A 23237-nucleotide genomic window follows, 5' to 3' on the forward strand; every position below is an offset into this window, starting at 1 on the left:
TTGTTTTATTTAAGGAGATTGTTAAAGATATTTCAAAGCGAGCGAAGCGCCGTTCGGGTGATTCCGCATCGCCATGAAACTAAGGACTATTGATAATTTACAATGGCCTACTGGCTATTGATCTCTTTCCACAATAGATCTTTCAACGCGTCCAGATTTCTTTGAGCTACTGATGATATAAATATCGATGGTATATCCGTCGGTACTTGTTTCTTCATTTCGGCAACCAGTTCATCATCAAGCATGTCAGACTTGGTAACGGCCAACACACGCGGCTTGTGCATCAGTTCTGGGTTATACTCGTTTAGTTCGCGCAGTAAAATATCATACTCTTCTTGTATGGTGCGTGCCGTATCTGCCGGCACCATAAACAACAGCACCGCGTTACGTTCAATATGTTTCAAAAAGCGGATACCCAAACCCTTGCCTTTTGATGCACCTTCAATAATACCCGGAATATCGGCCATGACAAACGATTTATTGTTGCGGTAGGCTACTATGCCAAGGTTAGGCACAAGGGTTGTAAAGGCATAATCGGCAATCTCAGGCTTGGCCGCCGATACGACTGACAACAACGTAGATTTACCCGCGTTAGGGAAGCCTACCAAACCTACATCGGCCAAAATTTTAAGCTCAAGTATGTTCCAAACTTCTTTTCCCTCTTCGCCGGGCTGCGCAAAACGCGGGGTTTGGCGGGTTGCACTTTTAAAGTTGGCGTTACCCAAGCCCCCACGGCCACCTTTGGTTAGTATTTTAGTTTCTCCGTCGTTGTTAATTTCAAAAAGCAATTCGCCTGTTTCGGCATCGCGGCAAATGGTACCTAATGGTACTTCCAGTATCTCATCGCGGCCGGTTTTACCTGAGCTTAATGAGCTGCTCCCCGGATCGCCGTCGCCGGCAATAACATGTTTCCTGAATTTTAAGTGTAATAGCGTCCAAAGCTGCGCGTTACCGGTTACAATAATGTGCCCGCCACGGCCACCATCGCCACCATCGGGGCCGCCGGTTGCCGTACGTATGTCACGGTGTAAATGTGCTGAGCCTGCGCCACCCTTACCAGAGCGGCAGCAAATTTTTACATAATCAACAAAATTTGAACCTTGAGACATAATATTGGAGTTTGTTTTTAGTCAAAAAGCCAAGAAGTCCGAAAGACGGTTAAATGCAACCAGTTTCGGACTTTTTAACTAATAACCTTCTTCCGGACCTAATGACCTCCGGACTATTAAATATTAATACGAAGCAATAACGCCATCAATAGCGCCAAAAATCTGGTCTGTTGAGCCTATGCCGTTTATGTTTGTAAATTTGTTTTGATCTTTATAAAAACCGGCAACCGGCGCGGTTTTATCGTTGTATTCTTTAATTCTTTTGCGGATAACTTCGGGGTTAGCATCGTCCGGGCGGCCAGAATCTTTACCTCTTAATAAAAGGCGGGTTTCTAACTCGTTGTCGTTAACCTCTAAAGCGATCATGCCTGATATGGCCGACTGCTTGCTGGCTAACAAAGTATCCAAAGCCTCGGCTTGCGCTACCGTACGCGGAAAACCGTCGAAGATAAAGCCTTTAGCATCTTTGTTAGCATCTAACTTGTTGCTTATCATACCAATAACTACGGCATCAGGCACTAATAAACCTTGATCCATCAGCTTTTTAGCTTCAAGACCAAGCGTTGTGCCTTGCGATATCTCGCTGCGCAGCAAATCGCCGGTTGATAGGTGTATCAAACCATATTTGGCAATAAGTTTTTGTGATTGAGTACCTTTCCCGGCGCCTGGCGGGCCAAATAATACTAAGTTGAGCATGGGCGTTTAAAATTAAAAGCCTTCCGGTTAGTTAACTGAAAGGCTTAAATTATGTGCACTTGTAGGGATTCGAACCCCAAACCTTCTCATCCGTAGTGAGATGCTCTATCCAATTGAGCTACAAATGCGTTTTTTAATGGACTGCAAAAATAGGATTTCTTTTTAAAAATGTAGAAAATATTTTAAAATATAGTTCTATTAATCTGCAAATACAATATTATCAGCGGTTTCTGTTCCTCATGGCCCCACACCCATCCTATCAAATGCCATTTGCAGATTTCAATATTATTTATTTACTTTGCATAACAAAGTACTTTTATATGCTTGACTCTATTTTAAAAAATAAACTACAAAGCCGCATACGTAGCTATATATGGATAGTGATTATCGGGCTGTTTTTAAGTGGGGTAACGGCGTTCCCTATCGAAACCGAGCTGACTGTATTGATCAATCACCTGCCTTATCAAACTCCAGAACTTAAGCAATGGCTCAATAAAGTTTATCAAGCCGTAAGCGTTACCAATACTAAATATCCCTTTTTAAGTTATGGTACAGATTGGCTGGCTTTCGCACATATCATGTTGGCTATGTTATTCGTCGGGCCGCTTAAAAAACCTGTTAAAAACATTTGGGTAATTGAGCTTGGGGTGATAGCTGCCGTGTGCATTTTTCCGTTGGCATTTATTGCCGGGGCAGTGCGTGGCATCCCCCTGTTTTGGACAATGATAGATTGCTCTTTTGGCGTAGTGACCTTATTGCTATTGATCCCTTGCTATCTCGATATTAAAAGACTGGAGAAACTGACATGAAATACTTTGTAAACCCCGACTCGATAGTACGGAAAATATGGGGACGGGCCGATACCACGCTATTCATTTTCGCCGGATCGGCTGCCGAATTTGCGTTAAATAAAGCGGTAGATTGGCTGTATTATACAGGAAAGCTCCCTGCCGATCCGCTTGGCAGGTTGTTCTCTACCGTTACGTATGCCCGGCAGGTCATCTTCGCTGAGGAGGGAGATGCGCTGTTGGCTATAGATAAAATAACCGCCATACACAAAGGTGTTGAGCATGCCCGCGGCGCCCGGATACCTGATTGGGCCTATCGTGATGTTTTATTTATGCTGATAGATTACTCTATTCGATCTTTCGAGTTACTTGATCGCCCGCTTAGCATCGGCGAAAAAACGGAGATATTTGAAGTATTTTACCGCTTGGGCCAACGCATGGAGCTGAAAGACCTGCCCACCAACTTTGTGCAATGGAAACGCATGCGCGAAGAGCACCTACAGCAAAACCTGTCACAAAGTGCCTATACCTACCATTTATATAAGCAATATAAAAAGCACCTTGGCTGGCTGCGATACACATTGGTAATAAAGGTGCAAGCTATGCTGGTGCCGGGCCATGTAAACAATTTACTTGCTTTAGGCAAACCCGGCTGGGTTAAACCCGTATTGGCATTTTATCGTTTTTTAAGACGATTGAAAGTTGAGACGCTTGTAAGGAATCTTTTATTACCGGCAGCCTATAAGGTGCAGATAAAGGGGCTGGATGTATGATACATGTAACACAACACACTGTTGATAAAGATAATATGTTATATTTATACATCAATTTAAACCTATCATTATGTTGCGCATTTTTATTACCTGTGTCAGTTTATTATTGAGTTTTTCTGCCTGGGCACAAAACGCTTATATCAACATAAACATATTAAATGGCTCAGTGCCAAATTACAGGTATTATGAACAGAATTCTCCACTTAAAATAGAGATGATAAACGGCGTCTTTAAATTTGATGAGCCTACCCAAAGCTATACGACAACCCTTGCATTCAATTTAGCTTCACCGCGTACGATCAACCTTACCTATGTTGGTGTAAAAAGTTTAAAAGGCAATTCCAGGCGACATCGTTTTTTCCTGTCACCAGGCGATAGTATTAGCCTCAAAGTCGACATGAAAAAAGCTGAAACTGACATTGAAATTAACGGTAAAGGCGCCGCAAATAACTATTCGCTTGATTTTAAAAATATTGAAACTCAAAAAAACTATGGAGATAGTTTACCTGACAAGGTTATTGCCATTTTTAATAAAATGTACCGAGACAACAAGCGAATATTAGCCGACTACATTAAAACACACGAACCTGACAACCAATTTATCCAGGCACACAACCTTGACTTACAATATTCAACTGTATTGAACTTTTACTATTTTAAAGAAAACAACAAATATCGCCTGGGTGATAAGTATGAGCGATTTCAGCCAGCCTGGGAACGCGCGCAGGACAGTTTATTTAAAACAGTAAGCTATCGCTTGATAGATCCTGAAAAAACAGGTGGCAAACTAAATGCACTAAAGCAGCCACTGAGCACAATTAGTAACGATGAAGCTTTGATATCTGACAATTATCAAGAATTGATTAAACATTTTATGCGTCGCGAAATAGAAAGCCTGGCGAACGAGGCCCAAACAAACCCTGAGCAATTTTTTAGACAATGGTACAACGCAGATATAAACACCGGCAGAGAGGCCTATAGCAATGGTGGTACAAATTTGTTAAAGGAAAAAATAGTAAACACCTACTTCACCGGCAAAACGGCCGACTTTATGTATGCCTGCCTTATCACCGATGCCCTTTACGAAATTGATCCTAAAAGTATCGTATCCATTTTTGACAGGTACAAAAAACTATTTCCTAAAAGTAATTACGCCAACTCTTTTCAAACTCAGGTAGACGAAATTGCTAACCGTGAAGCAAAAAAATTGAACGAAAAAATGATTTTTGCTTTTGCCAATGGCACCACCATGAAAACACTTGATGAAGTACTATGGCTAACTAAAGGTAAAACCATTTTGGTATATATGTGGGGAACATGGAATGCCCCTAGTCGTAGTGAATTAGAGAAACATTCGGCAGCTATTAGAGCACATTTTAAGGATAAAGATTTAACCTACCTGTACATTGCTAACTATGATTTAAAAAATGAAGCGGGATGGAAAAAACAGATCGCGTATTTTCAACTGGAAGGTTTGCATATTTTGGCCGACGACGACCTCAATAAAGACATCATGACAAAAGTTAAAGGAAAAGAATATCCTACTTATTTTATTATAAAAAAAGATGGCAGCTATGAGCTAGCAAAAGCGGGCTACCCCATGAAACGCGAAGTACTTATTGAACAATTGGAAACAGCGATGGCTAACTAGCAATTTAAACAATGGGTATTGACGCTGGTTATCCTTATATGAAAGCTATCATCATCACGCAACCCGGCGCGCCCGAAGTTTTGCAAATAGCCGAACGCCCCATACCCGCTATTGCTGCCGATGAAGTGTTGGTAAAGGTTGAAGCCGCAGGCGTTAATCGCCCGGATGTGATGCAGCGCCAGGGCAAATACCCACCCCCACCAGGGGCTTCGCAAGATATCCCCGGACTGGAAATAGCAGGAAGCATCACGGCCGTTGGCAACAATGTAACCCAATGGAAAGCAGGCGATAAAGTTTGCGCGTTAGTTAGCGGCGGTGGCTATGCAGAATATTGCAATGTGCCGGCCGGGCAATGCCTGCCGATACCTGGTGGCTTAACCTTTGTTGAGGCGGCATCGCTACCAGAAACATTCTTCACCGTTTGGAGCAACGTTTTCGATCGCGGGCAGCTACTACCCGGCGAAAGCCTGCTGATCCACGGCGGCTCGAGCGGCATCGGCGTAGCCGGCATCCAAATGGCTAAAACCCTAGGCAGCAAAGTTTATGTAACCGCGGCCACCGACGAAAAGTGCGAAGCCTGCCTTAAACTAGGCGCCGATGCTGCCATAAACTACAACACAGCCGATTTTGTGAGCGCCATTAAGGAATTAACAGATGACAAAGGTGTAAACGTTATTTTAGATATGATAGGGGGCGACTACACGCCGCGCAATATACAAGCCATGGCTGAAGACGGCCGGTTGGTGATGATCAACACCATGCAGGGTAAAGACGCGCAGATAGACTTATCTGCAGTGATGCGCAAACGGCTTACCATAACCGGCTCGACCCTGCGCACCCGCAGGGTCGAATTTAAGACCGCCATAGCAGCATCGCTACAAAAAAATATTTGGCCGCTTATCAGTTCGGGGGCTATCAAACCGGTGGTGTGCGCCACCTTTCCGGCGCACGATGCCGCTGCTGCTCATGCTTTAATGGAAAGCAGTACGCACATTGGCAAGATCATACTCACCTTTAACTGATTTAGGTTTACTCTTACCTCTCTAAAAATTAATGCTTTACAGGTCGTATTACGCTTTTGTTAAAATATCCTGCTTTAACCAATAAATTATTACACTTTTGATAAATATAAGCCTTAAAAAAAGCTCTCGATAGTATTTTAATATTGCTTAATATATCTTAACTTTGCGGCCTGAAATAGTACGAAAAGGTTTCGATCTATTTTTACTAAGTATATTTTAAAAAATACCCGGTTATATATGCCAAACATTGGAAAAATATCACGGATCATCGGTCCGGTAGTCGACGTTAGCTTTGCAGAAAATGCACATCTTCCTAAAATCTATAGCGCGCTAGAGATCACTAAGGAAAATGGTCAGAAAGTTGTTTTAGAAGTTCAACAGCATTTGGGCGAGGATCGCGTACGTGCTGTAGCGATGGATTCAACAGACGGTTTACTTCGCGGTATGCCGGTCCTGGATCTCGAATCTGCTATCAAAATGCCTATCGGCGACCATGTTAAAGGCCGTGTATTTAATGTAGTTGGTGATGCTATTGATGGTATTGCAAACTTAGATAAAACTAACGGACGTTCTATTCACGCTACCCCTCCTCGTTTTGAGGATTTGTCGACTGAAAGTGAAGTACTGTTTACCGGTATTAAAGTGATTGACTTATTAGAGCCTTACGCTAAAGGTGGTAAAATTGGATTGTTTGGTGGTGCCGGTGTAGGTAAAACTGTATTGATCCAGGAGCTGATTAACAACATCGCGAAAGCGTATGATGGTTTATCAGTATTTGCCGGTGTAGGCGAGCGCACACGTGAAGGTAATGACCTTTTACGTGAGATGTTAGAATCGGGCATTATTAAATATGGCGATGCATTTATGCATTCGATGGAAGAAGGTGGCTGGGATTTAACTAAGATTGACAACGAAGCTTTAAAAGATTCAAAAGCAACCTTCGTTTTTGGACAAATGAACGAGCCTCCTGGTGCACGTGCACGTGTAGCTTTATCAGGTCTTACAATTGCTGAGTATTTCCGCGATGGTGATGAAGATGGTAAAGGCCGTGATATATTATTCTTCGTTGATAACATTTTCCGCTTTACACAAGCAGGTTCTGAAGTATCAGCGTTACTAGGTCGTATGCCGTCTGCGGTAGGTTACCAACCAACTTTGGCAACCGAGATGGGTACCATGCAGGAGCGTATTACTTCAACTAAACGTGGCTCTATCACTTCAGTACAAGCGGTATACGTACCTGCGGATGACTTGACCGACCCTGCGCCGGCAACAACTTTTGCCCACTTAGATGCTACTACTGTATTGTCTCGTAAAATTGCCGAGTTAGGTATATATCCCGCGGTTGATCCATTGGATTCAACTTCACGTATCCTTAGCCCTGCAATATTAGGCGACGAGCACTATAACACTGCTCAACGTGTGAAAGAGATCTTACAACGTTATAAAGAATTACAGGATATTATCGCCATCTTAGGTATGGACGAGCTATCTGAAGAAGATAAATTAGTTGTAGGCCGTGCACGTCGTGTACAGCGTTTCTTATCTCAACCGTTCCACGTAGCAGAGCAGTTTACCGGCTTAAAAGGTGTTTTGGTTGACATTAAAGAAACCATTAAAGGCTTTAACATGATTATGGATGGCGAAGTAGATCAATATCCTGAAGGTGCATTTAACCTGGTTGGTAGTATTGAAGATGCTATTGAAAAAGGTAAAAAATTATTAGAAGAAGCAAATGCGTAATTAGTGAATGGTGAGTAGTTTCTCACATACACCACTCACAACTCACCACTAACTATCACTACATGACATTAGAAATCCTTACTCCCGATAAAAAAGTGTTTGAAGGCGAGGCTACTTCGGTAACCCTTCCGGGCACTTTGGGTTCTTTTGAGATATTAAACCACCACGCTCCTATCATCTCAACTTTACAGGATGGTAAGCTGATTGTGCGTGGCGGTGGTACAGAGCAAACCTTTATAATTAAAGGCGGTGTGGTGGAAGCGTCAAACAACGTAGTCACCGTACTTGCCGAAGGTATTGAGCAACGCTAGTTTTAAAAATACTTTGCAAGAAGCCTGGATTTATCCGGGCTTTTTTGTTTTTTGGAGGCGATGCTAGTTACGGATTAAAGTCTTAAATTTGCTTAACAGGATTTATCATGGCGACATTATCTATCAGACAAAAATTAATCACCTATCTGGCTGAGGCCGATGATAGCAAAGTCAAGGCCGTTTATACTTTATTAAAAAACGATATTCAAGCCGACAACTCTTTTAGCTTAACTGATGAGCAGATGCGAATATTAGATGAAGAACATCACTTACATATCGCCGGTAAAAGCAAATCATACTCACGTGAAGAAGCCGCCCAAATAATCAAGGGACAGCGCGCCTTATAATGCATAAAATCCTCATTAAACCGCGGGCTATTAAAATGGCTCAAGATGTTTATAATTGGTATGAGGAACGACAATCAGGTTTAGGTGAATTATTTCTTCAGGAATTAGAAAGCTGTTACGATAAACTTGAGGCTTGGCCCTCTGCCTATACCAACATCAAAAAAGATTTTAGGCATATTATTTTAAAAACGTTTCCTTATGTGATCATTTTCAAGATCATCAAAGATGACGTTGTTATTTATGCTGTTTTCCACACCAGCCGCAGTCCGAAGAAGAAATTCAAATAGCGCTGGTTTTCAGGGACGAGTTCTACGTCTTACCAGCCCTCTCAAAATTTCTCAGCTTTTTCACCGACCCTTCCCCACCGCTTACCGATTAAAACCTGCTATGCACGGTTTTGGCCCAATCATGCTGTAACGGATTAAAAATGAGGATGTCTTATTGGTGTATTTAAAAATAACAAAAGACATTCACAACAAAAATAAACATCATGAAAACTAGAATTGTAACCCTTATCACATTAGCAACAATAGCATTAAGCGTATCAGTGGCTAAGGCATCTACCATAACAAACAACACCGATAGCAACAGCAGCGTACCGGTAACTGTTGCAGTAAACAACATCAGCAAAATTGAAGCGTCCGGCAATGTAGAAGTATACATTACCAATGGCGATAAAGACGGCGTTAAAGTGTATGACAAATACTTCTCAAAAAATGCTTTGGTACAAGGCAAAGACGGTGTGCTACGGATATCATCATACACAAAGGATAAGTTGGTAGTATTAGTAACCGTTACCGATTTGCGTAATATCACTGCAGATGACAACGCAATCATCAAGTCATACGGCAGGCTATCCGCCATCGACCTTAATGTTGTACTGAACAATAACGCGTCGGCTCAATTAAAACTTGATGCTTTTGCTGCTAACTTCACAGTAAACAGCCGCGCTACAGTTAATCTATCAGGCAGTATTAATGACTATACCATGAACAGCAGCCAGTCATCAACCGTTAACAAAACAGAGTTGGTAGCCGTTAACGTAACCGAGAACAATACCACTAAAGAAGCGGCCCGCCGCCTTGCTGCCCAAAGCGTAGCAAGCCTGTAATTGCAAGCACTTGAAAAAGTTTACTATATAGTGAAAAGCCGGAAGTTGATAACTTCCGGCTTTTCTATTTTATGTGTTAGTTAAGGCATTGGGCAGCATTAGCAAAAATGGCAATGCCTGCCCGTAATCTAACATATCGTACTCCAACCCCAGCTTTCGGATATTGGTATAATAAATGTTATGATGATCGTAATAACTTTTCTCTGATTGAAAGTACCAGGCTTTCTCGCCTAGCTTTTGCGCTAAAAACCACTTTTCTATCAATCGCGCCGATCGGCCATTACCATCGTTAAACGGATGTATCTTTACAAACACCAAATGAATCAGCGAAGCAAAAAAGAACACTTCTTTAATTGTCAGTTGGGTACTTATCAACGCGGCAATATCATTATAAAGTTTATCAAGCTCTGCAGCCAAACTGCCCGGTGCACAGGCAACATACTCTATTTTACCGTTACTGGTAGTTACAAACATGTTACCGGTACGTAAAACGCCTTGTTGATGCTTTTGTAAAATATGGCTGGTAAGTAGTATGTGTGCCTGCTTAATAGTATCAGCGTTTAAAGCAGATTGCCTGGCAAACTGGTAAGCATCATATAGGTCGTCAATTTTCTGGGTGTGGTCCGGGGTGAATTGCACCCCCATTAGCTTATGTTTTACAAAAGAATCAAGTTCTATATTTTCTCCTTCTATCCGTGATGAAAAGACAGCCGAAACAGACGTGTAAAAACTAAATGAATCTACAGACAATTCGCTGTCTTTTAAATCTGCAAACTTAGCAGATATCGAATCATCAATTTGATCATGGTGTTGGTTTACCAACGTTACCGGTAAAATTTCAAATTGCGTTTCGTCCATGTTTAAATGTAAGTCTTGGTCAAATATAAGCCCATTTTCCCAAAACTTTTTTATTCCCCTCAGGCATTTTACGCCGAAAAATAGACATTTACTATGCATGCATACAAACGATACCGAATACCGTTTCGAACTTTGGTATAGGTCGTTAAATATTATATTTTGTTTATCTATCTGTTTTAAGAATTAATACCTATATCTAGTAAATAAAAAAGAATATAATACTTAATTTAAAAAACAGGGATATGCTATTGCCAGTTTTTTTAAGGATATCTACTTTAAGGGTAAGATAAAAGCGAAAAAAGTAGAACGCCTAACTTCTACAAAAAATATATACTATAATATGAGTTCATCTAATACAACCACCGGCGTGGAGTTAAACAAGTACAGCAAAACTTTTACGCAGGATCCTACCCAACCGGCAGCTCAGGCTATGCTTTACGGCATTGGTTTGACAGACGAAGACATGAAAAAAGCGCAGGTGGGTGTGGCAAGTATGGGTTATGACGGCAATACCTGCAACATGCACTTAAATGACCTGGCTAAGATTGTTAAAAAAGGTATTTGGGATGAGGATTTGGTGGGCCTGATTTTTCATACTATTGGTGTGAGCGACGGCATGAGCAACGGTACCGAAGGTATGCGTTACTCGTTAGTGAGCCGCGATATTATTGCAGACTCGATAGAAGCCGTTACCGGCGCACAATATTATGATGGTTTGATTACCCTGCCGGGCTGTGATAAAAACATGCCGGGCTCCATTATGGCAATGGGCAGATTAAACCGCCCGTCTATTATGGTATACGGTGGTACTATTAAACCGGGCCACTGGAAAGGCGAAGATCTGAACATCGTATCTGCATTTGAGGCTTTGGGTAAAAAGATTGCCGGCGAAATTAGCCCCGAGGATTTTTTGGGCGTAATTAAAAACGCCTGCCCAGGCGCGGGTGCCTGTGGTGGCGTTTACACGGCTAACACCATGGCTGCAGCTATTGAAGCACTGGGTATGAGCTTGCCTTACTCGTCATCTAATCCCGCGCTTAGCGAAGAGAAGAAAGCCGAGTGTTTAGCAGCGGGTAAAGCCATCAAGATATTATTAGAAAAAGATATTAAACCTAGCGATATCATGACCCGCGAAGCATTTGAAAATGCTATGGTGATCATAATGGTATTGGGCGGTAGCACAAACGCGGTACTGCACATGATAGCTATGGCTAAAAGTGTAGGCGTTAAAGTAACCCAGGACGATTTTCAAACGGTGAGTAACCGCATCCCGGTACTGGCAGATATGAAGCCGAGCGGTAAATACATGATGGAAGACCTGCACAACGTTGGTGGCGTACCTGCGGTAATGAAATATTGCCTTGCGCAAGGTTGGTTACATGGCGACTGTATGACGGTTACCGGCAAAACCATCGCCGAGAATTTGGCAGAGGTACCTGAAATGTCTTTTGACACTCAAAAAATTATATGGCCGGCTGAAGCGCCTGTTAAGGCTACCGGTCACCTGCAAATACTGTACGGCAATATTGCCACAGGCGGTAGCGTAGCTAAGATCAGCGGTAAAGAGGGGACTCATTTTGAAGGTCCTGCACGTGTATTTGACGGGGAGTTTGAACTGATTGCCGGCATATCAAGCGGCCGAGTCCAAAAAGGTGATGTGGTGGTTATCCGCAACGTGGGCCCTAAAGGCGCGCCGGGTATGCCAGAAATGCTTAAACCAACATCGGCCATTTTTGGCGCAGGTTTAGGTAGCTCTGTAGCGCTAATTACCGATGGTCGTTTTAGTGGTGGCACACATGGTTTTGTGGTAGGTCACATCACCCCCGAAGCATATGATGGCGGTGCAATAGGCTTAATTAAAGACGAGGATAAGATCATTATCGACGCGCAGACAAATCAAATCAATGTGATGATATCTGACGATGAAATGGCAGCCCGTAAAGCGGCATGGCAACAGCCGGCGCTAAAAGTTACCAAAGGCCTGCTATACAGATATGCAAAAACTGTAACATCGGCAGCCGAAGGTTGCGTTACAGACGAGATGGAGTAAAGGGTTAAAGCTAAAGCTTAATCAATTAAATAAACAAACAGTGAAATCACTAACTAAATCAGTGAAATCCTAAAAATAAAGAGTATGGAAGTTGCACAACAAGAAATACTAACAGAAACACCCAAGAAAGAAACGGTAAATATTTCCGGATCGGTGGCATTATTAGAAGCATTAATTGCTGAGGGCGTTGATACCATCTTCGGTTATCCGGGTGGTGCTATTATGCCTATCTACGATGCTTTGTATGATTATAAAGAGAAATTAGACCACGTGCTGGTTCGCCATGAGCAAGGCGGTACACATGCCGGCCAGGGCTACGCACGTACATCGGGCAAAGTGGGTGTGGTTTTTGCAACCAGCGGACCAGGCGCTACTAACCTGGTAACAGGCTTAGCCGATGCGCAGATAGACAGCACACCTTTAGTTTGTATCACCGGCCAGGTTTTCGCCCACCTTTTAGGTACCGATGCTTTCCAGGAGACAGACGTAATAAACATTACTACCCCGGTTACCAAATGGAACTACCAGGTAACTGATGCTACCGAGATCCCTGAGGTTATTGCTAAGGCATTCTACATCGCCAAAAGCGGCCGTCCGGGACCAGTTTTAATAGACATTACAAAAAACGCGCAGATCCAGTTATTTGATTACGAAGGTTATACCAAGTGTAACCATATCCGTAGTTATAGGCCAAAACCTATCGTACGCCCGCAATATATTGAGCAGGCAGCAGCTTTAATTAACGCGGCTAAAAAACCGTTTGTGTTATTTGGCCAGGGTATATTATTAGGTAAAGCCGAGCAGGAGTTTAAAGCTTTTGTAGAAAAAAGCGGTATCCCTTCAGCTTGGACCATTTTAGGTGCAGGCGCTATCCCTACAGATCACCCCCTAAACGTAGGTATGTTGGGCATGCATGGTAACTACGGGCCAAACGTATTAACTAATGAGTGTGACGTTTTGATCGCTATCGGAATGCGTTTTGACGATCGTGTAACCGGCCGTTTAGATAAATATGCTAAGCAGGCACAGGTTATCCATTTGGATATTGACCCTGCCGAGATCGACAAAAATGTTAAAACAACTGTACCTGTTTGGGGCGATTGTAAAGAAACTTTGCCTTTGTTAACCGCTTTGGTTGACGAAAAACAACATACCGAGTGGGTTAATTTATTTAACGATTACACCCGTAAAGAAGTTGAAGCTGTAATTCATGACGAGTTAAACCCTACCGAGGGTGAATTAACCATGGGCGAAGTAATTAAACAACTAAACGACCTTACCAAAGGCGAAGCGATTATAGTTACAGACGTTGGCCAGCACCAAATGGTGGCTTGCCGTTACGCGCAGTTTAACCACACCCGCAGCAACGTAACCAGCGGCGGTTTAGGCACCATGGGTTTTGCATTACCTGCAGCCATAGGCGCCAAATACGGCGCACAAGACCGTACTGTAGTAGCTATCATTGGCGATGGCGGTTTCCAGATGACGTGCCAGGAATTGGGCACAATTATGCAAACCGGGGTTGATGTTAAGATCATCATCCTGAACAATCGTTTCCTGGGCATGGTACGCCAATGGCAGGAATTGTTTAATGATCGTCGCTATTCTTTCGTAGACATTCAAAGCCCTGATTTTGTTGCTTTGGCAGCAGCTTACCGCATCCCCGGCAAAATTGTTGAGCAACGCGAAGATCTGCAAGGTGCGTTAAAGCAAATGCTGGACAATAAAGGTTCGTTCCTGCTGGAAGTAATGGTAACTAAAGAGAACAACGTGTTCCCGATGGTACCGCAGGGTTGCAGTGTTAGTGAAATCAGGTTGAAATAATCCCTTAAAAGAGAAACAATGAGCAATCAAGATATAGTAAAGCAGGAATATAATATCACTATTTATACCGAAAACCAAGTTGGTCTTTTAAACAGAATAGCGATTATATTTACCCGCAGAAAAATCAATATAGAGAGCCTGAATACTTCTCCTTCAGAGATTGAGAGTATTCACCGCTTTAACGTTGTAATAAACGAGTCAGAAGAAGTAGTACGCAAACTTACCCGCCAGATTGAAAAACAGGTGGAAGTTTTAAAAGTGTACTATAACAGTAACGAGGATATCATCTGGCAGGAAATGGCGCTTTACAAAGTGTCTACAGATGTAATTGCCGAAAAAGTAAGCGTTGAGCGTCTACTGCGCGAAAATGGCGCACGCGCGGTAGTTATCCGTAAAGATTACACCGTGTTTGAAACCACAGGTCACCGCGAAGAGACCGACAACCTGATCAACATTTTACAGCCATACGGCCTGATTGAATTTGTACGCAGCGCACGTGTTGCTATCATCAAAAATAGCGAAGGCTTTAACGCCAAACTGCGCGAATTTGAGCGTTTAGAACCAGGCGAAGAAGCGGTTGAAAACGAATATTTAAACAAGGGCAGCAAGGTTTTCAGCATGTAAAGCAACCGCTCCCAACCCTCTCCGGAGGGGAGGGCTTTAAAGAATAAGTAAAAAGAAAATAACAAATCCCAAAAAGTCTCCCCTACCGGGGGAGATTTAGAGGGGGCAAACTAAGTAATCATAACCAATCGGTGTAATCAACATAAAACATCGGTGCAATCAAAATCAATAAAAAAACAAAATCATGGCAAAATTAATTTTCGGCACTACTGAAGAAAATGTAGTAACCCGCGAGGAATTTCCTTTAGCTAAGGCACAAGACATTTTAAAAAACGAAGTAGTAGCTGTTATTGGTTACGGCGTGCAAGGCCCGGGCCAGGCGCTTAATCAAAAAGACAACGGTATCAATGTAATTGTTGGTCAGCGTAAAAATTCAAAATCATGGGATAAAGCTGTAAGTGACGGCTTTGTACCGGGCGAAACCCTATTTGAAATTGAAGAAGCTTTAGAGCGTGGCACTGTAATTTGCTATTTATTAAGCGATGCTGCACAAATTGCATTATGGCCAACTGTTAAAAAACACTTAACCCCGGGCAAAGCATTATACTTCTCTCATGGTTTTGGCATCACTTTCAACGAGCAAACAGGTATCATCCCTCCTGCTGATGTTGACGTATTTTTGGTTGCTCCTAAAGGATCAGGTACTTCATTACGTCGTATGTTTTTGCAAGGCCGTGGCTTAAACTCAAGCTACGCAATCTTCCAGGATGCTACAGGTAAAGCGTTTGAGCGTGTTATCGCTTTAGGTATTGCTGTAGGTAGCGGTTACTTGTTCGAGACTGACTTCCGTAAAGAAGTTTATAGCGACTTAACCGGCGAGCGTGGTACGCTAATGGGTTGTATCCAGGGTATTTTTGCTGCACAATATGAAGTATTACGTAGCAATGGCCACTCACCGTCTGAGTCGTTTAATGAAACTGTTGAAGAGTTAACGCAATCATTAATGCCATTAGTTGCAGAAAATGGTATGGATTGGATGTACGCAAATTGCTCGACTACCGCACAACGTGGTGCTTTAGATTGGTGGAAACCATTCCGTGATGCTACTAAACCGGTGTTCGAAGAATTGTATAACAGCGTTGCTACCGGCAAGGAGTCACAACGTTCAATCGACTCAAACAGCAAGGATGATTACCGCGAGAAACTTGATGCTGAATTAGCAGAGTTACGCGATAGCGAATTATGGCAAGCAGGCAAAACTGTACGCAGTTTACGCCCTGAAAACCAAGCTGTAGAAGCATAATTTAAAACAACATTTAGCGATGGGCTAATACCCATCGCTATTAAGAATACAATAAAGGGTTACTCGATATGTCGCAAGTAGTTAATAAACAGATTCAGCGAGCCCCTTCTACCAGTAAGTTGTTTGATGACCGTAGCCTTGAAAAAGATTACGCTACGTTAATAACTTTGTTAAAACCCAACATGCAGGTTTTAGATATTGGCTGCGGAACCGGAGCCATATCAAAAGGCATAGCAAAAATGGTACAGCCGCAAGGGCACGTTACCGCAATTGACAATACGGAGCATTTTATTATAAGCGGTAAAGAAACTTACGGCGATGTTGAAAATTTAGAACTGCTACATACAGATCTGTTTGAATTTAAAACTCACAAAAAGTTTGACTTGATTACAGCAGCCAGAACACTACAGTGGTTAAACAACCCTGAACAAGCTTTGGCCAAAATGAAAAGCCTGTTAAAGCCAGGCGGATGGTTATCAGTTTTAGATTATGACCATAACGCTATAGAATGGCAGCCCGAGCCACCGGTAAGTATGCAGGTTTTTTATGCGGCTTTTTTAAAGTGGCGTAAAGATGCCGGAATGAACAACCGCGTGGCAGAAGATGCTGCCGGCTATTTTAAGGGAGTAGGCATTCAGAATATTGAGGTGCATAATGCTGAAGAGACGTATAAAAAAGGCGAAGAGAATTTTATAAATAAGATCAGTATTTGGTCTAAAGTAGCCCAATCAACCCAAATGGTTGATGAAGGTTATATTACTAACCATGACAGGTTGCAAGCTATTGAAGATTACGATAATTGGATAGCTACCGATGCAGAACAAATGGTAATGAAATTGAAAGAAACAAGGGGATATATATAAATAACCTTGCTATTACTATTAACAAACAATAGATAGAAAAGACATGTTACACGATCCAAACCGAGTCTACGTTTTTGATACCACGCTACGCGACGGCGAGCAGGTACCGGGCTGCCAGTTAACAACCCCTGAAAAGATTGAAATAGCCCGCGAACTGGAGGCTCTGGGAGTTGACATTATTGAAGCGGGTTTCCCGATATCAAGCCCCGGCGATTTTCAGAGCGTGGTCGAGATATCGAAAGCCGTTAAAAACCCTATCGTTTGCGCACTTACCCGCGCCAACAAGGGCGATATCGACGCCGCTGTCGAGTCGTTAAAATACGCTAAACATCCACGTATCCATACCGGCATCGGATCGTCTGACATGCATATCAAGACTAAATTTAACAGTACCCGCGAAGAGATCTTGGAGCGCGCTGTTGAAGCTGTTAAGTATGCAAAAAAATCTGTCGAGGATATTGAGTTTTATGCAGAAGATGCCGGCCGTGCCGACGTTAGATATTTAGCTCAAATGATTGAAGCTGTTATTGCCGCCGGCGCTACAGTAGTAAACATTCCCGATACTAACGGCTATTGCCTGCCGGACCAATACGGCGAAAAAATAAAGTTCCTGAAAGAGAACGTAAAAAATATTGATAAAGCCATTATATCAGTGCATTGCCATAACGATTTGGGCTTAGCTACCGCTAACTCTATCGCCGGCCTGCAAAACGGTGCCCGCCAAATTGAAGGCACCATTAATGGCATTGGTGAGCGTGCGGGCAACACTTCTATTGAAGAGGTTGTGATGATATTAAAAACTCACCAGGTTTTAGGCTTACATACTAACATCAACACTAAAAACTTTTACGAGTTGAGCCGTATGGTAAGCACACAAATGCGTATGCCGGTACAGCCAAACAAGGCTATTGTAGGCAGCAACGCGTTTGCACACAGCTCAGGCATCCACCAGGATGGGTTCCTGAAAAATCGCGAAAACTACGAAATTATCCGCCCGGAGGACGTTGGTTTCCCAAGTGCAAGCATTGTATTGACCGCACGCAGCGGTCGTCATGCTTTGAAGTTCCATTTGGAACGCTTGAGCATCCACCTGAACAAAGAAGAACTGGCTGATGCATATCACCGCTTCTTGACTTTGGCCGATAGTAAATTAGATATAACTGACGAAGATCTGTTGTCGTTAGTGGCAGCAGCTAAAGTTTAAAAGTTGAGTGAGTGGTTATTAGTAATTAATTGACCAAGGCTATAAAACAATAATAAGTAAATTATAAAGTATAAAAAGTGAGCAAAGACAGGCAACTATTAACCGGTCAAATCACCAATTAACTAACACAAAATGAGCACAACATTATTTGATAAGGTGTGGGACGCGCACGTGGTACGCAAGATTGAAGGCGGACCGGATGTGGTTTTTATTGATCGCCACCTTATTCACGAAGTTACCAGCCCGGTAGCCTTTTTAGGTTTAAAAAGCAGGGGTATAAAAGTTTTATATCCTAACCGCACTTTTGCAACGGCCGACCACAACACGCCTACCATTAACCAGGACCAACCGGTTGCCGATCCGCTTTCTGCCAATCAATTGCAGATGCTGGAGTCAAACTCGGCCGAGTACGGTATTAGCCACTGGGGCCTTGGTCACCAAAAAAATGGCATTGTACACGTTGTAGGCCCTGAGTATGGTATTACCCAACCGGGTGCTACCATTGTTTGTGGCGACTCGCACACCTCAACCCACGGTGCTTTTGGCGCTATCGCGTTTGGTATCGGTACATCCGAGGTTGAAATGGTATTGGCTACGCAATGTATCATGCAGCCAAAACCTAAAAAAATGCGCATTAACATTAATGGCAAATTAGGTAAGGCTGTTACCCCTAAAGATGTTGCTTTGTTCATCATCTCTCAATTAACAACGTCAGGCGCTACAGGTTATTTTGTAGAGTATGCCGGTGATGTTTTTGAAAACATGACCATGGAAGGCCGTATGACCGTTTGTAACCTGAGTATTGAAATGGGTGCACGAGGTGGTATGATAGCACCTGATGAAACTACCATTAACTACGTTAAAGGCCGCGAGTTTACGCCTAAAGGCGAGGCTTGGGATAAAGCATTAGCTTATTACAAAACCTTAAAAACAGACGAAGGTGCGATATTTGATAAAGAGCTGACGTTTGATGGCACTACCATTGAGCCGATGATCACTTACGGTACCAACCCGGGTATGGGGATGGGTATCTCGCATGAGATCCCGGACGCGGACCAAGTTGAAGGCGGTGTAGCCACTTACGAGAAATCATTAGGTTACATGGGCTTCCACGAAGGCGACAGCATGATTGGCAAACCGGTTGACTACGTATTTGTGGGCAGCTGTACCAACGGACGTATTGAAGATTTCCGCGCGTTTACTTCATTGATAAAAGGCAAACACAAAGCTAATAATGTTACGGCCTGGTTAGTACCCGGATCGCACATTGTTGAGGCACAAATAAAAGAAGAAGGCTTATTAGCTATCCTGAACGAAGCCGGATTTGAATTGCGCCAGCCAGGATGTTCTGCCTGCTTAGCCATGAATGATGATAAAGTACCTGCCGGCAAATACGCGGTAAGTACATCAAACAGAAACTTTGAAGGCCGCCAGGGCCCCGGCTCACGCACCATGCTGGCCAGCCCGCTTGTTGCAGCAGCAGCAGCCATAACCGGCGTAGTAACAGACCCAAGAACGTTAATTGAAGAATTAGTTTAATAAAGCATATGCACATTTGCATATCCGCACATTTGCACACCAAATAGTTATGGCTTACGACAAATTTAATATACTTACAAGCACCGCGGTACCACTACCTATTGAGAATGTGGATACCGACCAATTAATACCTGCCCGCTTTTTGAAAGCGACAGAGCGCGTTGGCTTTGGTGATAACCTTTTCCGCGATTGGCGTTACAATCCGGACAACACACCTAAAAAAGACTTTGTACTTAATGATGCTACTTACAGCGGTACTATACTGGTAGGTGGTAAAAACTTTGGTTCGGGTTCATCACGCGAGCATGCTGCCTGGTCTGTTTATGATTATGGTTTCCGTTGCGTGGTATCCAGCTTTTTTGCAGATATTTTTAGAGGTAACTGCTTAAACGTGGGTGTACTACCGGTACAGGTTAGTCCTGAGTTTTCAGAGAAGATCTTCGCGGCGATATTTGCTGATCCGAATACCAAACTGGAAGTAAACCTGCCTGAGCAAACCATCACCCTGTTAGCTAGCGGTGAATTTGAGAAATTTGAGATCAACTCTTACAAAAAGAATAACATGCTTAACGGCTTTGATGATATTGATTATCTGCAAAGCATAAAAGGCGATATTAAGGAATTTGCAGAGCAGCTTCCGTTTTAAATTAAACAAATGAAGCGTCATTGCGAGGAACGAAGCAATCTCTACATATGCAGATCGGTTATGCAAATTCGCCGTCTGTCGTATAGAAATTGCCACGCGCCGCTCGCAATGACGCTTGTTAATACCGGCGCCTAATAGCCGAAACCAACCAAATGGACCGCAGGAAAATAGAGATAATGGATACCACCCTCCGCGATGGAGAACAAACATCGGGAGTATCGTTTTCCATATCAGAAAAACTAACCATTACGCAATTATTGCTGGAAGAGCTTAATGTCGATCGCGTAGAAATTGCATCGGCAAGGGTATCAGAAGGCGAGTTCCAGGCGGTTAAAGCCATTATGGATTGGGCGGGGCCCAATGGGTATACTGACCGTATAGAAGTATTATCTTTTGTTGATAACGGCGTATCTATTGATTGGATGGTTAATGCCGGCGTTAAGGTGCAAAACCTATTAACCAAAGGCTCCTTAAACCACCTCACCCACCAGCTAAAGAAAACACCCGAACTGCATTTTACCGACATTGCCCATGTAATAGCGCTGGCCGCTAAAAACGGTATTGCAACCAATGTTTATTTGGAGGATTGGAGCAACGGCATGCGTAACTCTACTGATTACGTTTATCAGTACCTTGACTTTATTACCGCACAACAGGTAAAACGTGTTTTACTGCCCGATACTTTGGGTGTTTTAACCCCAAATGAGACTGCAAGGTTTTTAACCGAGCTTATTACAAAATATCCTAACACACATTTTGATTTCCACGCGCATAATGATTACGATTTAGGTACAGCCAACGTTTTAGAGGCTGTGAAAGCCGGCATACATGGCTTACACCTTACTGTAAATGGAATGGGCGAACGGGCAGGAAACGCCGCGCTGGCAAGCGCCGTTGCGGTTATAAATGACTTTGTCCCAGAGGTAGAGATTGCGCTTAAAGAATCATCAATTTACTCGGTGAGCAAACTGGTAGAGACTTTCTCGGGCGTACGTATCCCCACCAACAAACCCATTGTTGGCGAGAATGTGTTTACCCAAACGGCCGGTATCCATGCCGATGGCGACAACAAGAACAATCTGTATTTTAACGACTTGCTGCCGGAGCGTTTTGGCCGCAAGCGCGAGTATGCTTTGGGCAAAACATCTGGCAAAGCCAATATTGAAAAGAACTTACAGGAGCTGGGTTTAAAACTGAACGACGCCGATCTTAAAAGAGTTACCCAACGCGTTATTGAGCTGGGCGACAAAAAGGAAACGGTAACCAAAGAGGATCTGCCCTATATCATATCTGACGTGCTGGACAGCAATCAGTATGAAGAAAAGGTTATTGTAGACTCGTATGTATTAATGCATGCCATGGGCCTTCGCCCCTCGGCTACAATATCTATGAGCATTGATGGCGAAAAGTTTGAAGAAAACGCCCAGGGCGATGGCCAGTTTGACGCTTTTATGAATGCATTGGCCAAGGTATACGACAAGAAAAACAGGAAACTACCCAAGCTGATTGACTACGCGGTACGCATTGCCCCCGGCAGCGCCTCTGACGCATTATGCGAAACCATTATCACCTGGGAAACAGATCAAAAGAAATTTATAACCCGCGGGTTAGACAGCGACCAGACCGTGTGCGCCATTAAAGCCACGCAGAAGATGCTGAATATTATATAAGAAACAAGACATTCATAATCAACATTACAACATACAATGAAACTAAATATCGCCCTTTTAGCAGGAGACGGCATAGGCCCTGAGGTTATTGACCAGGCCGTTAAAGTATCAAACGCCGTAGCAAAAAAGTTTAACCACGAAATTAGCTGGACCGCTGCCCTAACCGGCGCTGCCGCTATTGACGCTGTCGGTGAGCCTTACCCGGACTCGACCCACGAAATTTGTATGGCTGCAGATGCGGTATTGTTTGGCGCTATCGGCCACCCGCGTTTTGATAATGACCCAACTGCTAAGGTACGCCCTGAGCAAGGTTTGCTTAAAATGCGTAAGGCATTAGGCTTGTATGCCAACGTACGCCCTACTTTCACTTTCCCGTCGTTAATTGACAATTCGCCGCTTAAACGCGAGCGTATTGAAGGTACGGATCTTATCATCCTGCGTGAGTTAACCGGTGGTATTTATTTCGGCGAGCGGGGCAGATCTGAAGACGGAAATACCGCTTTTGATACATGTACCTACACTAAAGACGAAGTAGTACGTTTAGCCAAATTAGGCTTTGAAATGGCAATGACCCGCAGCAAAAAACTATGCTGCGTAGATAAGGCGAACGTACTGGAAACCTCTCGCCTTTGGAGACAAACAGTGCAGGCTATGGAAAAAGATTATCCTGAAGTTACCGTTAGCTATGAGTTTGTTGATGCCGTAGCTATGCGCCTGGTACAATGGCCGGCCAGCTATGACGTGTTAATTACCGAAAACTTATTTGGTGATATTCTGACTGATGAAGCGTCAGTAATATCAGGATCGATGGGATTAATGCCATCATCATCAATAGGCGTACATACATCGTTATTTGAGCCCATCCACGGCTCTTACCCGCAGGCGGCAGGCAAAGACATCGCTAACCCCTTAGCTACCGTCCTATCAGCTGCTATGATGTTTGAGGACGCTTTTGGTTTGAAAGAAGAAGCAGAATTGATTCGCGAAGTAGTAAACAAATCATTAGCCGAAGGCATAGTAACCGAAGACCTTGCCGGTAAAAACAAAGCCTACAAAACCAGCGAAGTTGGTGATTGGTTGGCTAAGAATATTTAGCCCCCCGGCCCCTAAAGGGGGAACAATGGTGGAATAATAACAACTTACGCTGTCATTTCGAACGAAGAGA

Annotated in this window: 22 protein-coding genes and 1 tRNA gene; 19 read left to right on the plus strand and 4 right to left on the minus strand. The window is 43.3% G+C overall.

The window, feature by feature from the left end; all coding sequences use genetic code 11:
• Nucleotides 1-107: 107 nt before the first annotated feature.
• The 3 genes from obgE to ACFSYC_RS06390 all read right to left on the minus strand — a co-directional run bounded on the left by obgE (nucleotide 108) and on the right by ACFSYC_RS06390 (nucleotide 1933).
• On the minus strand, nucleotides 108-1109 hold the full coding sequence (gene obgE / locus ACFSYC_RS06380) for a GTPase ObgE (RefSeq protein WP_377124712.1): 1002 nt from the start codon (nucleotides 1107-1109) through the stop codon (nucleotides 108-110).
• Between the two features lie 123 nt (nucleotides 1110-1232).
• On the minus strand, nucleotides 1233-1805 hold the full coding sequence (locus ACFSYC_RS06385) for an adenylate kinase (protein ID WP_377124714.1): 573 nt from the start codon (nucleotides 1803-1805) through the stop codon (nucleotides 1233-1235).
• Nucleotides 1806-1859: 54 nt separating this feature from the next.
• Nucleotides 1860-1933 (minus strand) — tRNA-Arg (locus ACFSYC_RS06390).
• A gap of 192 nt (nucleotides 1934-2125) precedes the next feature.
• Between ACFSYC_RS06390 and ACFSYC_RS06395 the strand changes: the two genes are divergently transcribed.
• From ACFSYC_RS06395 to ACFSYC_RS06435, 9 genes are all read left to right on the plus strand, one after another.
• Complete coding sequence (locus tag ACFSYC_RS06395; RefSeq protein WP_377124716.1) at nucleotides 2126-2614, plus strand: hypothetical protein; 489 nt, start codon at nucleotides 2126-2128, stop codon at nucleotides 2612-2614.
• Nucleotides 2611-3366, plus strand: a complete 756-nt coding sequence (locus tag ACFSYC_RS06400) for an oxygenase MpaB family protein (RefSeq protein ID WP_377124718.1) — start codon at nucleotides 2611-2613, stop codon at nucleotides 3364-3366. Before ACFSYC_RS06395 ends, ACFSYC_RS06400 begins: the two co-directional genes overlap by 4 nt.
• A 70-nt stretch (nucleotides 3367-3436) precedes the next feature.
• Nucleotides 3437-5017: a TlpA family protein disulfide reductase gene (locus ACFSYC_RS06405; RefSeq protein WP_377124720.1), complete on the plus strand. Its 1581-nt coding sequence runs from the start codon at nucleotides 3437-3439 to the stop codon at nucleotides 5015-5017.
• A gap of 11 nt (nucleotides 5018-5028) precedes the next feature.
• A complete protein-coding gene (locus ACFSYC_RS06410) occupies nucleotides 5029-6039 on the plus strand; it encodes an NAD(P)H-quinone oxidoreductase (protein WP_377124722.1) in 1011 nt (336 codons plus the stop codon).
• 237 nt (nucleotides 6040-6276) lie between these two features.
• Nucleotides 6277-7782 carry a F0F1 ATP synthase subunit beta gene (gene atpD, locus ACFSYC_RS06415; RefSeq protein WP_377124724.1) on the plus strand — a complete coding sequence of 502 codons (1506 nt, stop codon included), beginning with the start codon at nucleotides 6277-6279 and terminating at the stop codon, nucleotides 7780-7782.
• Nucleotides 7783-7844: 62 nt separating this feature from the next.
• Nucleotides 7845-8093 (plus strand): ATP synthase F1 subunit epsilon, encoded by a 249-nt coding sequence (gene atpC / locus ACFSYC_RS06420; RefSeq protein WP_377124726.1) that lies wholly within the window; start codon nucleotides 7845-7847, stop codon nucleotides 8091-8093.
• A 107-nt stretch (nucleotides 8094-8200) separates the two neighbouring features.
• Nucleotides 8201-8440 carry a hypothetical protein gene (locus ACFSYC_RS06425; RefSeq protein ID WP_377124728.1) on the plus strand — a complete coding sequence of 80 codons (240 nt, stop codon included), beginning with the start codon at nucleotides 8201-8203 and terminating at the stop codon, nucleotides 8438-8440.
• Nucleotides 8440-8727 carry a type II toxin-antitoxin system RelE/ParE family toxin gene (locus ACFSYC_RS06430; RefSeq protein ID WP_377124730.1) on the plus strand — a complete coding sequence of 96 codons (288 nt, stop codon included), beginning with the start codon at nucleotides 8440-8442 and terminating at the stop codon, nucleotides 8725-8727. The genes ACFSYC_RS06425 and ACFSYC_RS06430 overlap by 1 nt, the downstream gene beginning before the upstream one ends.
• Nucleotides 8728-8930: 203 nt before the next feature.
• Nucleotides 8931-9551, plus strand: coding sequence for a GIN domain-containing protein (locus ACFSYC_RS06435; RefSeq protein WP_377124732.1), 621 nt, complete (start codon nucleotides 8931-8933; stop codon nucleotides 9549-9551).
• Nucleotides 9552-9620: 69 nt separating this feature from the next.
• On the opposite strand, the gene ACFSYC_RS06440 is transcribed toward ACFSYC_RS06435, so the two are convergent.
• On the minus strand, nucleotides 9621-10409 hold the full coding sequence (locus tag ACFSYC_RS06440) for a Fic family protein (RefSeq protein ID WP_377124734.1): 789 nt from the start codon (nucleotides 10407-10409) through the stop codon (nucleotides 9621-9623).
• A 340-nt stretch (nucleotides 10410-10749) separates the two neighbouring features.
• Between ACFSYC_RS06440 and ilvD the strand changes: the two genes are divergently transcribed.
• The 10 genes from ilvD to leuB all read left to right on the plus strand — a co-directional run bounded on the left by ilvD (nucleotide 10750) and on the right by leuB (nucleotide 23167).
• Nucleotides 10750-12459, plus strand: coding sequence for a dihydroxy-acid dehydratase (gene ilvD / locus ACFSYC_RS06445; protein WP_377124736.1), 1710 nt, complete (start codon nucleotides 10750-10752; stop codon nucleotides 12457-12459).
• 84 nt (nucleotides 12460-12543) lie between these two features.
• Nucleotides 12544-14283 carry a biosynthetic-type acetolactate synthase large subunit gene (gene ilvB / locus ACFSYC_RS06450; RefSeq protein ID WP_377124738.1) on the plus strand — a complete coding sequence of 580 codons (1740 nt, stop codon included), beginning with the start codon at nucleotides 12544-12546 and terminating at the stop codon, nucleotides 14281-14283.
• Between the two features lie 18 nt (nucleotides 14284-14301).
• A complete protein-coding gene (gene ilvN / locus ACFSYC_RS06455; protein ID WP_377124740.1) occupies nucleotides 14302-14907 on the plus strand; it encodes an acetolactate synthase small subunit in 606 nt (201 codons plus the stop codon).
• A gap of 184 nt (nucleotides 14908-15091) precedes the next feature.
• Nucleotides 15092-16150 carry a ketol-acid reductoisomerase gene (gene ilvC, locus ACFSYC_RS06460; protein ID WP_377124742.1) on the plus strand — a complete coding sequence of 353 codons (1059 nt, stop codon included), beginning with the start codon at nucleotides 15092-15094 and terminating at the stop codon, nucleotides 16148-16150.
• Between the two features lie 68 nt (nucleotides 16151-16218).
• Nucleotides 16219-17013, plus strand: coding sequence for a class I SAM-dependent methyltransferase (locus ACFSYC_RS06465; protein WP_377124744.1), 795 nt, complete (start codon nucleotides 16219-16221; stop codon nucleotides 17011-17013).
• Between the two features lie 43 nt (nucleotides 17014-17056).
• Nucleotides 17057-18217, plus strand: a complete 1161-nt coding sequence (locus ACFSYC_RS06470; protein WP_377124746.1) for a 2-isopropylmalate synthase — start codon at nucleotides 17057-17059, stop codon at nucleotides 18215-18217.
• 132 nt (nucleotides 18218-18349) lie between these two features.
• Nucleotides 18350-19756, plus strand: coding sequence for a 3-isopropylmalate dehydratase large subunit (gene leuC / locus ACFSYC_RS06475; protein ID WP_377124748.1), 1407 nt, complete (start codon nucleotides 18350-18352; stop codon nucleotides 19754-19756).
• A gap of 49 nt (nucleotides 19757-19805) precedes the next feature.
• A complete protein-coding gene (leuD, locus tag ACFSYC_RS06480) occupies nucleotides 19806-20402 on the plus strand; it encodes a 3-isopropylmalate dehydratase small subunit (protein WP_377124750.1) in 597 nt (198 codons plus the stop codon).
• Between the two features lie 152 nt (nucleotides 20403-20554).
• Nucleotides 20555-22072, plus strand: coding sequence for an alpha-isopropylmalate synthase regulatory domain-containing protein (locus ACFSYC_RS06485; protein WP_377124752.1), 1518 nt, complete (start codon nucleotides 20555-20557; stop codon nucleotides 22070-22072).
• Between the two features lie 36 nt (nucleotides 22073-22108).
• Entirely contained in the window at nucleotides 22109-23167 is a 1059-nt protein-coding gene (leuB, locus tag ACFSYC_RS06490; protein WP_377124754.1) for a 3-isopropylmalate dehydrogenase, read from the plus strand.
• Nucleotides 23168-23237: the final 70 nt, after the last annotated feature.

The organism is Mucilaginibacter antarcticus, assembly GCF_042686155.1.
Classification (GTDB): domain Bacteria; phylum Bacteroidota; class Bacteroidia; order Sphingobacteriales; family Sphingobacteriaceae; genus Mucilaginibacter; species Mucilaginibacter antarcticus.

Bases quoted from the DNA above. Each gene is read 5' to 3' on its own strand.
- obgE (WP_377124712.1), bottom strand. From the start codon at position 1,109: ATGTCTCAAGGTTCAAATTTTGTTGATTATGTAAAAATTTGCTGCCGC.
- ACFSYC_RS06385 (WP_377124714.1), bottom strand. From the start codon at position 1,805: ATGCTCAACTTAGTATTATTTGGCCCGCCAGGCGCCGGGAAAGGTACT.
- ACFSYC_RS06395 (WP_377124716.1), top strand. From the start codon at position 2,126: ATGCTTGACTCTATTTTAAAAAATAAACTACAAAGCCGCATACGTAGC.
- ACFSYC_RS06400 (WP_377124718.1), top strand. From the start codon at position 2,611: ATGAAATACTTTGTAAACCCCGACTCGATAGTACGGAAAATATGGGGA.
- ACFSYC_RS06405 (WP_377124720.1), top strand. From the start codon at position 3,437: ATGTTGCGCATTTTTATTACCTGTGTCAGTTTATTATTGAGTTTTTCT.
- ACFSYC_RS06410 (WP_377124722.1), top strand. From the start codon at position 5,029: ATGGGTATTGACGCTGGTTATCCTTATATGAAAGCTATCATCATCACG.
- atpD (WP_377124724.1), top strand. From the start codon at position 6,277: ATGCCAAACATTGGAAAAATATCACGGATCATCGGTCCGGTAGTCGAC.
- atpC (WP_377124726.1), top strand. From the start codon at position 7,845: ATGACATTAGAAATCCTTACTCCCGATAAAAAAGTGTTTGAAGGCGAG.
- ACFSYC_RS06425 (WP_377124728.1), top strand. From the start codon at position 8,201: ATGGCGACATTATCTATCAGACAAAAATTAATCACCTATCTGGCTGAG.
- ACFSYC_RS06430 (WP_377124730.1), top strand. From the start codon at position 8,440: ATGCATAAAATCCTCATTAAACCGCGGGCTATTAAAATGGCTCAAGAT.
- ACFSYC_RS06435 (WP_377124732.1), top strand. From the start codon at position 8,931: ATGAAAACTAGAATTGTAACCCTTATCACATTAGCAACAATAGCATTA.
- ACFSYC_RS06440 (WP_377124734.1), bottom strand. From the start codon at position 10,409: ATGGACGAAACGCAATTTGAAATTTTACCGGTAACGTTGGTAAACCAA.
- ilvD (WP_377124736.1), top strand. From the start codon at position 10,750: ATGAGTTCATCTAATACAACCACCGGCGTGGAGTTAAACAAGTACAGC.
- ilvB (WP_377124738.1), top strand. From the start codon at position 12,544: ATGGAAGTTGCACAACAAGAAATACTAACAGAAACACCCAAGAAAGAA.
- ilvN (WP_377124740.1), top strand. From the start codon at position 14,302: ATGAGCAATCAAGATATAGTAAAGCAGGAATATAATATCACTATTTAT.
- ilvC (WP_377124742.1), top strand. From the start codon at position 15,092: ATGGCAAAATTAATTTTCGGCACTACTGAAGAAAATGTAGTAACCCGC.
- ACFSYC_RS06465 (WP_377124744.1), top strand. From the start codon at position 16,219: ATGTCGCAAGTAGTTAATAAACAGATTCAGCGAGCCCCTTCTACCAGT.
- ACFSYC_RS06470 (WP_377124746.1), top strand. From the start codon at position 17,057: ATGTTACACGATCCAAACCGAGTCTACGTTTTTGATACCACGCTACGC.
- leuC (WP_377124748.1), top strand. From the start codon at position 18,350: ATGAGCACAACATTATTTGATAAGGTGTGGGACGCGCACGTGGTACGC.
- leuD (WP_377124750.1), top strand. From the start codon at position 19,806: ATGGCTTACGACAAATTTAATATACTTACAAGCACCGCGGTACCACTA.
- ACFSYC_RS06485 (WP_377124752.1), top strand. From the start codon at position 20,555: ATGGACCGCAGGAAAATAGAGATAATGGATACCACCCTCCGCGATGGA.
- leuB (WP_377124754.1), top strand. From the start codon at position 22,109: ATGAAACTAAATATCGCCCTTTTAGCAGGAGACGGCATAGGCCCTGAG.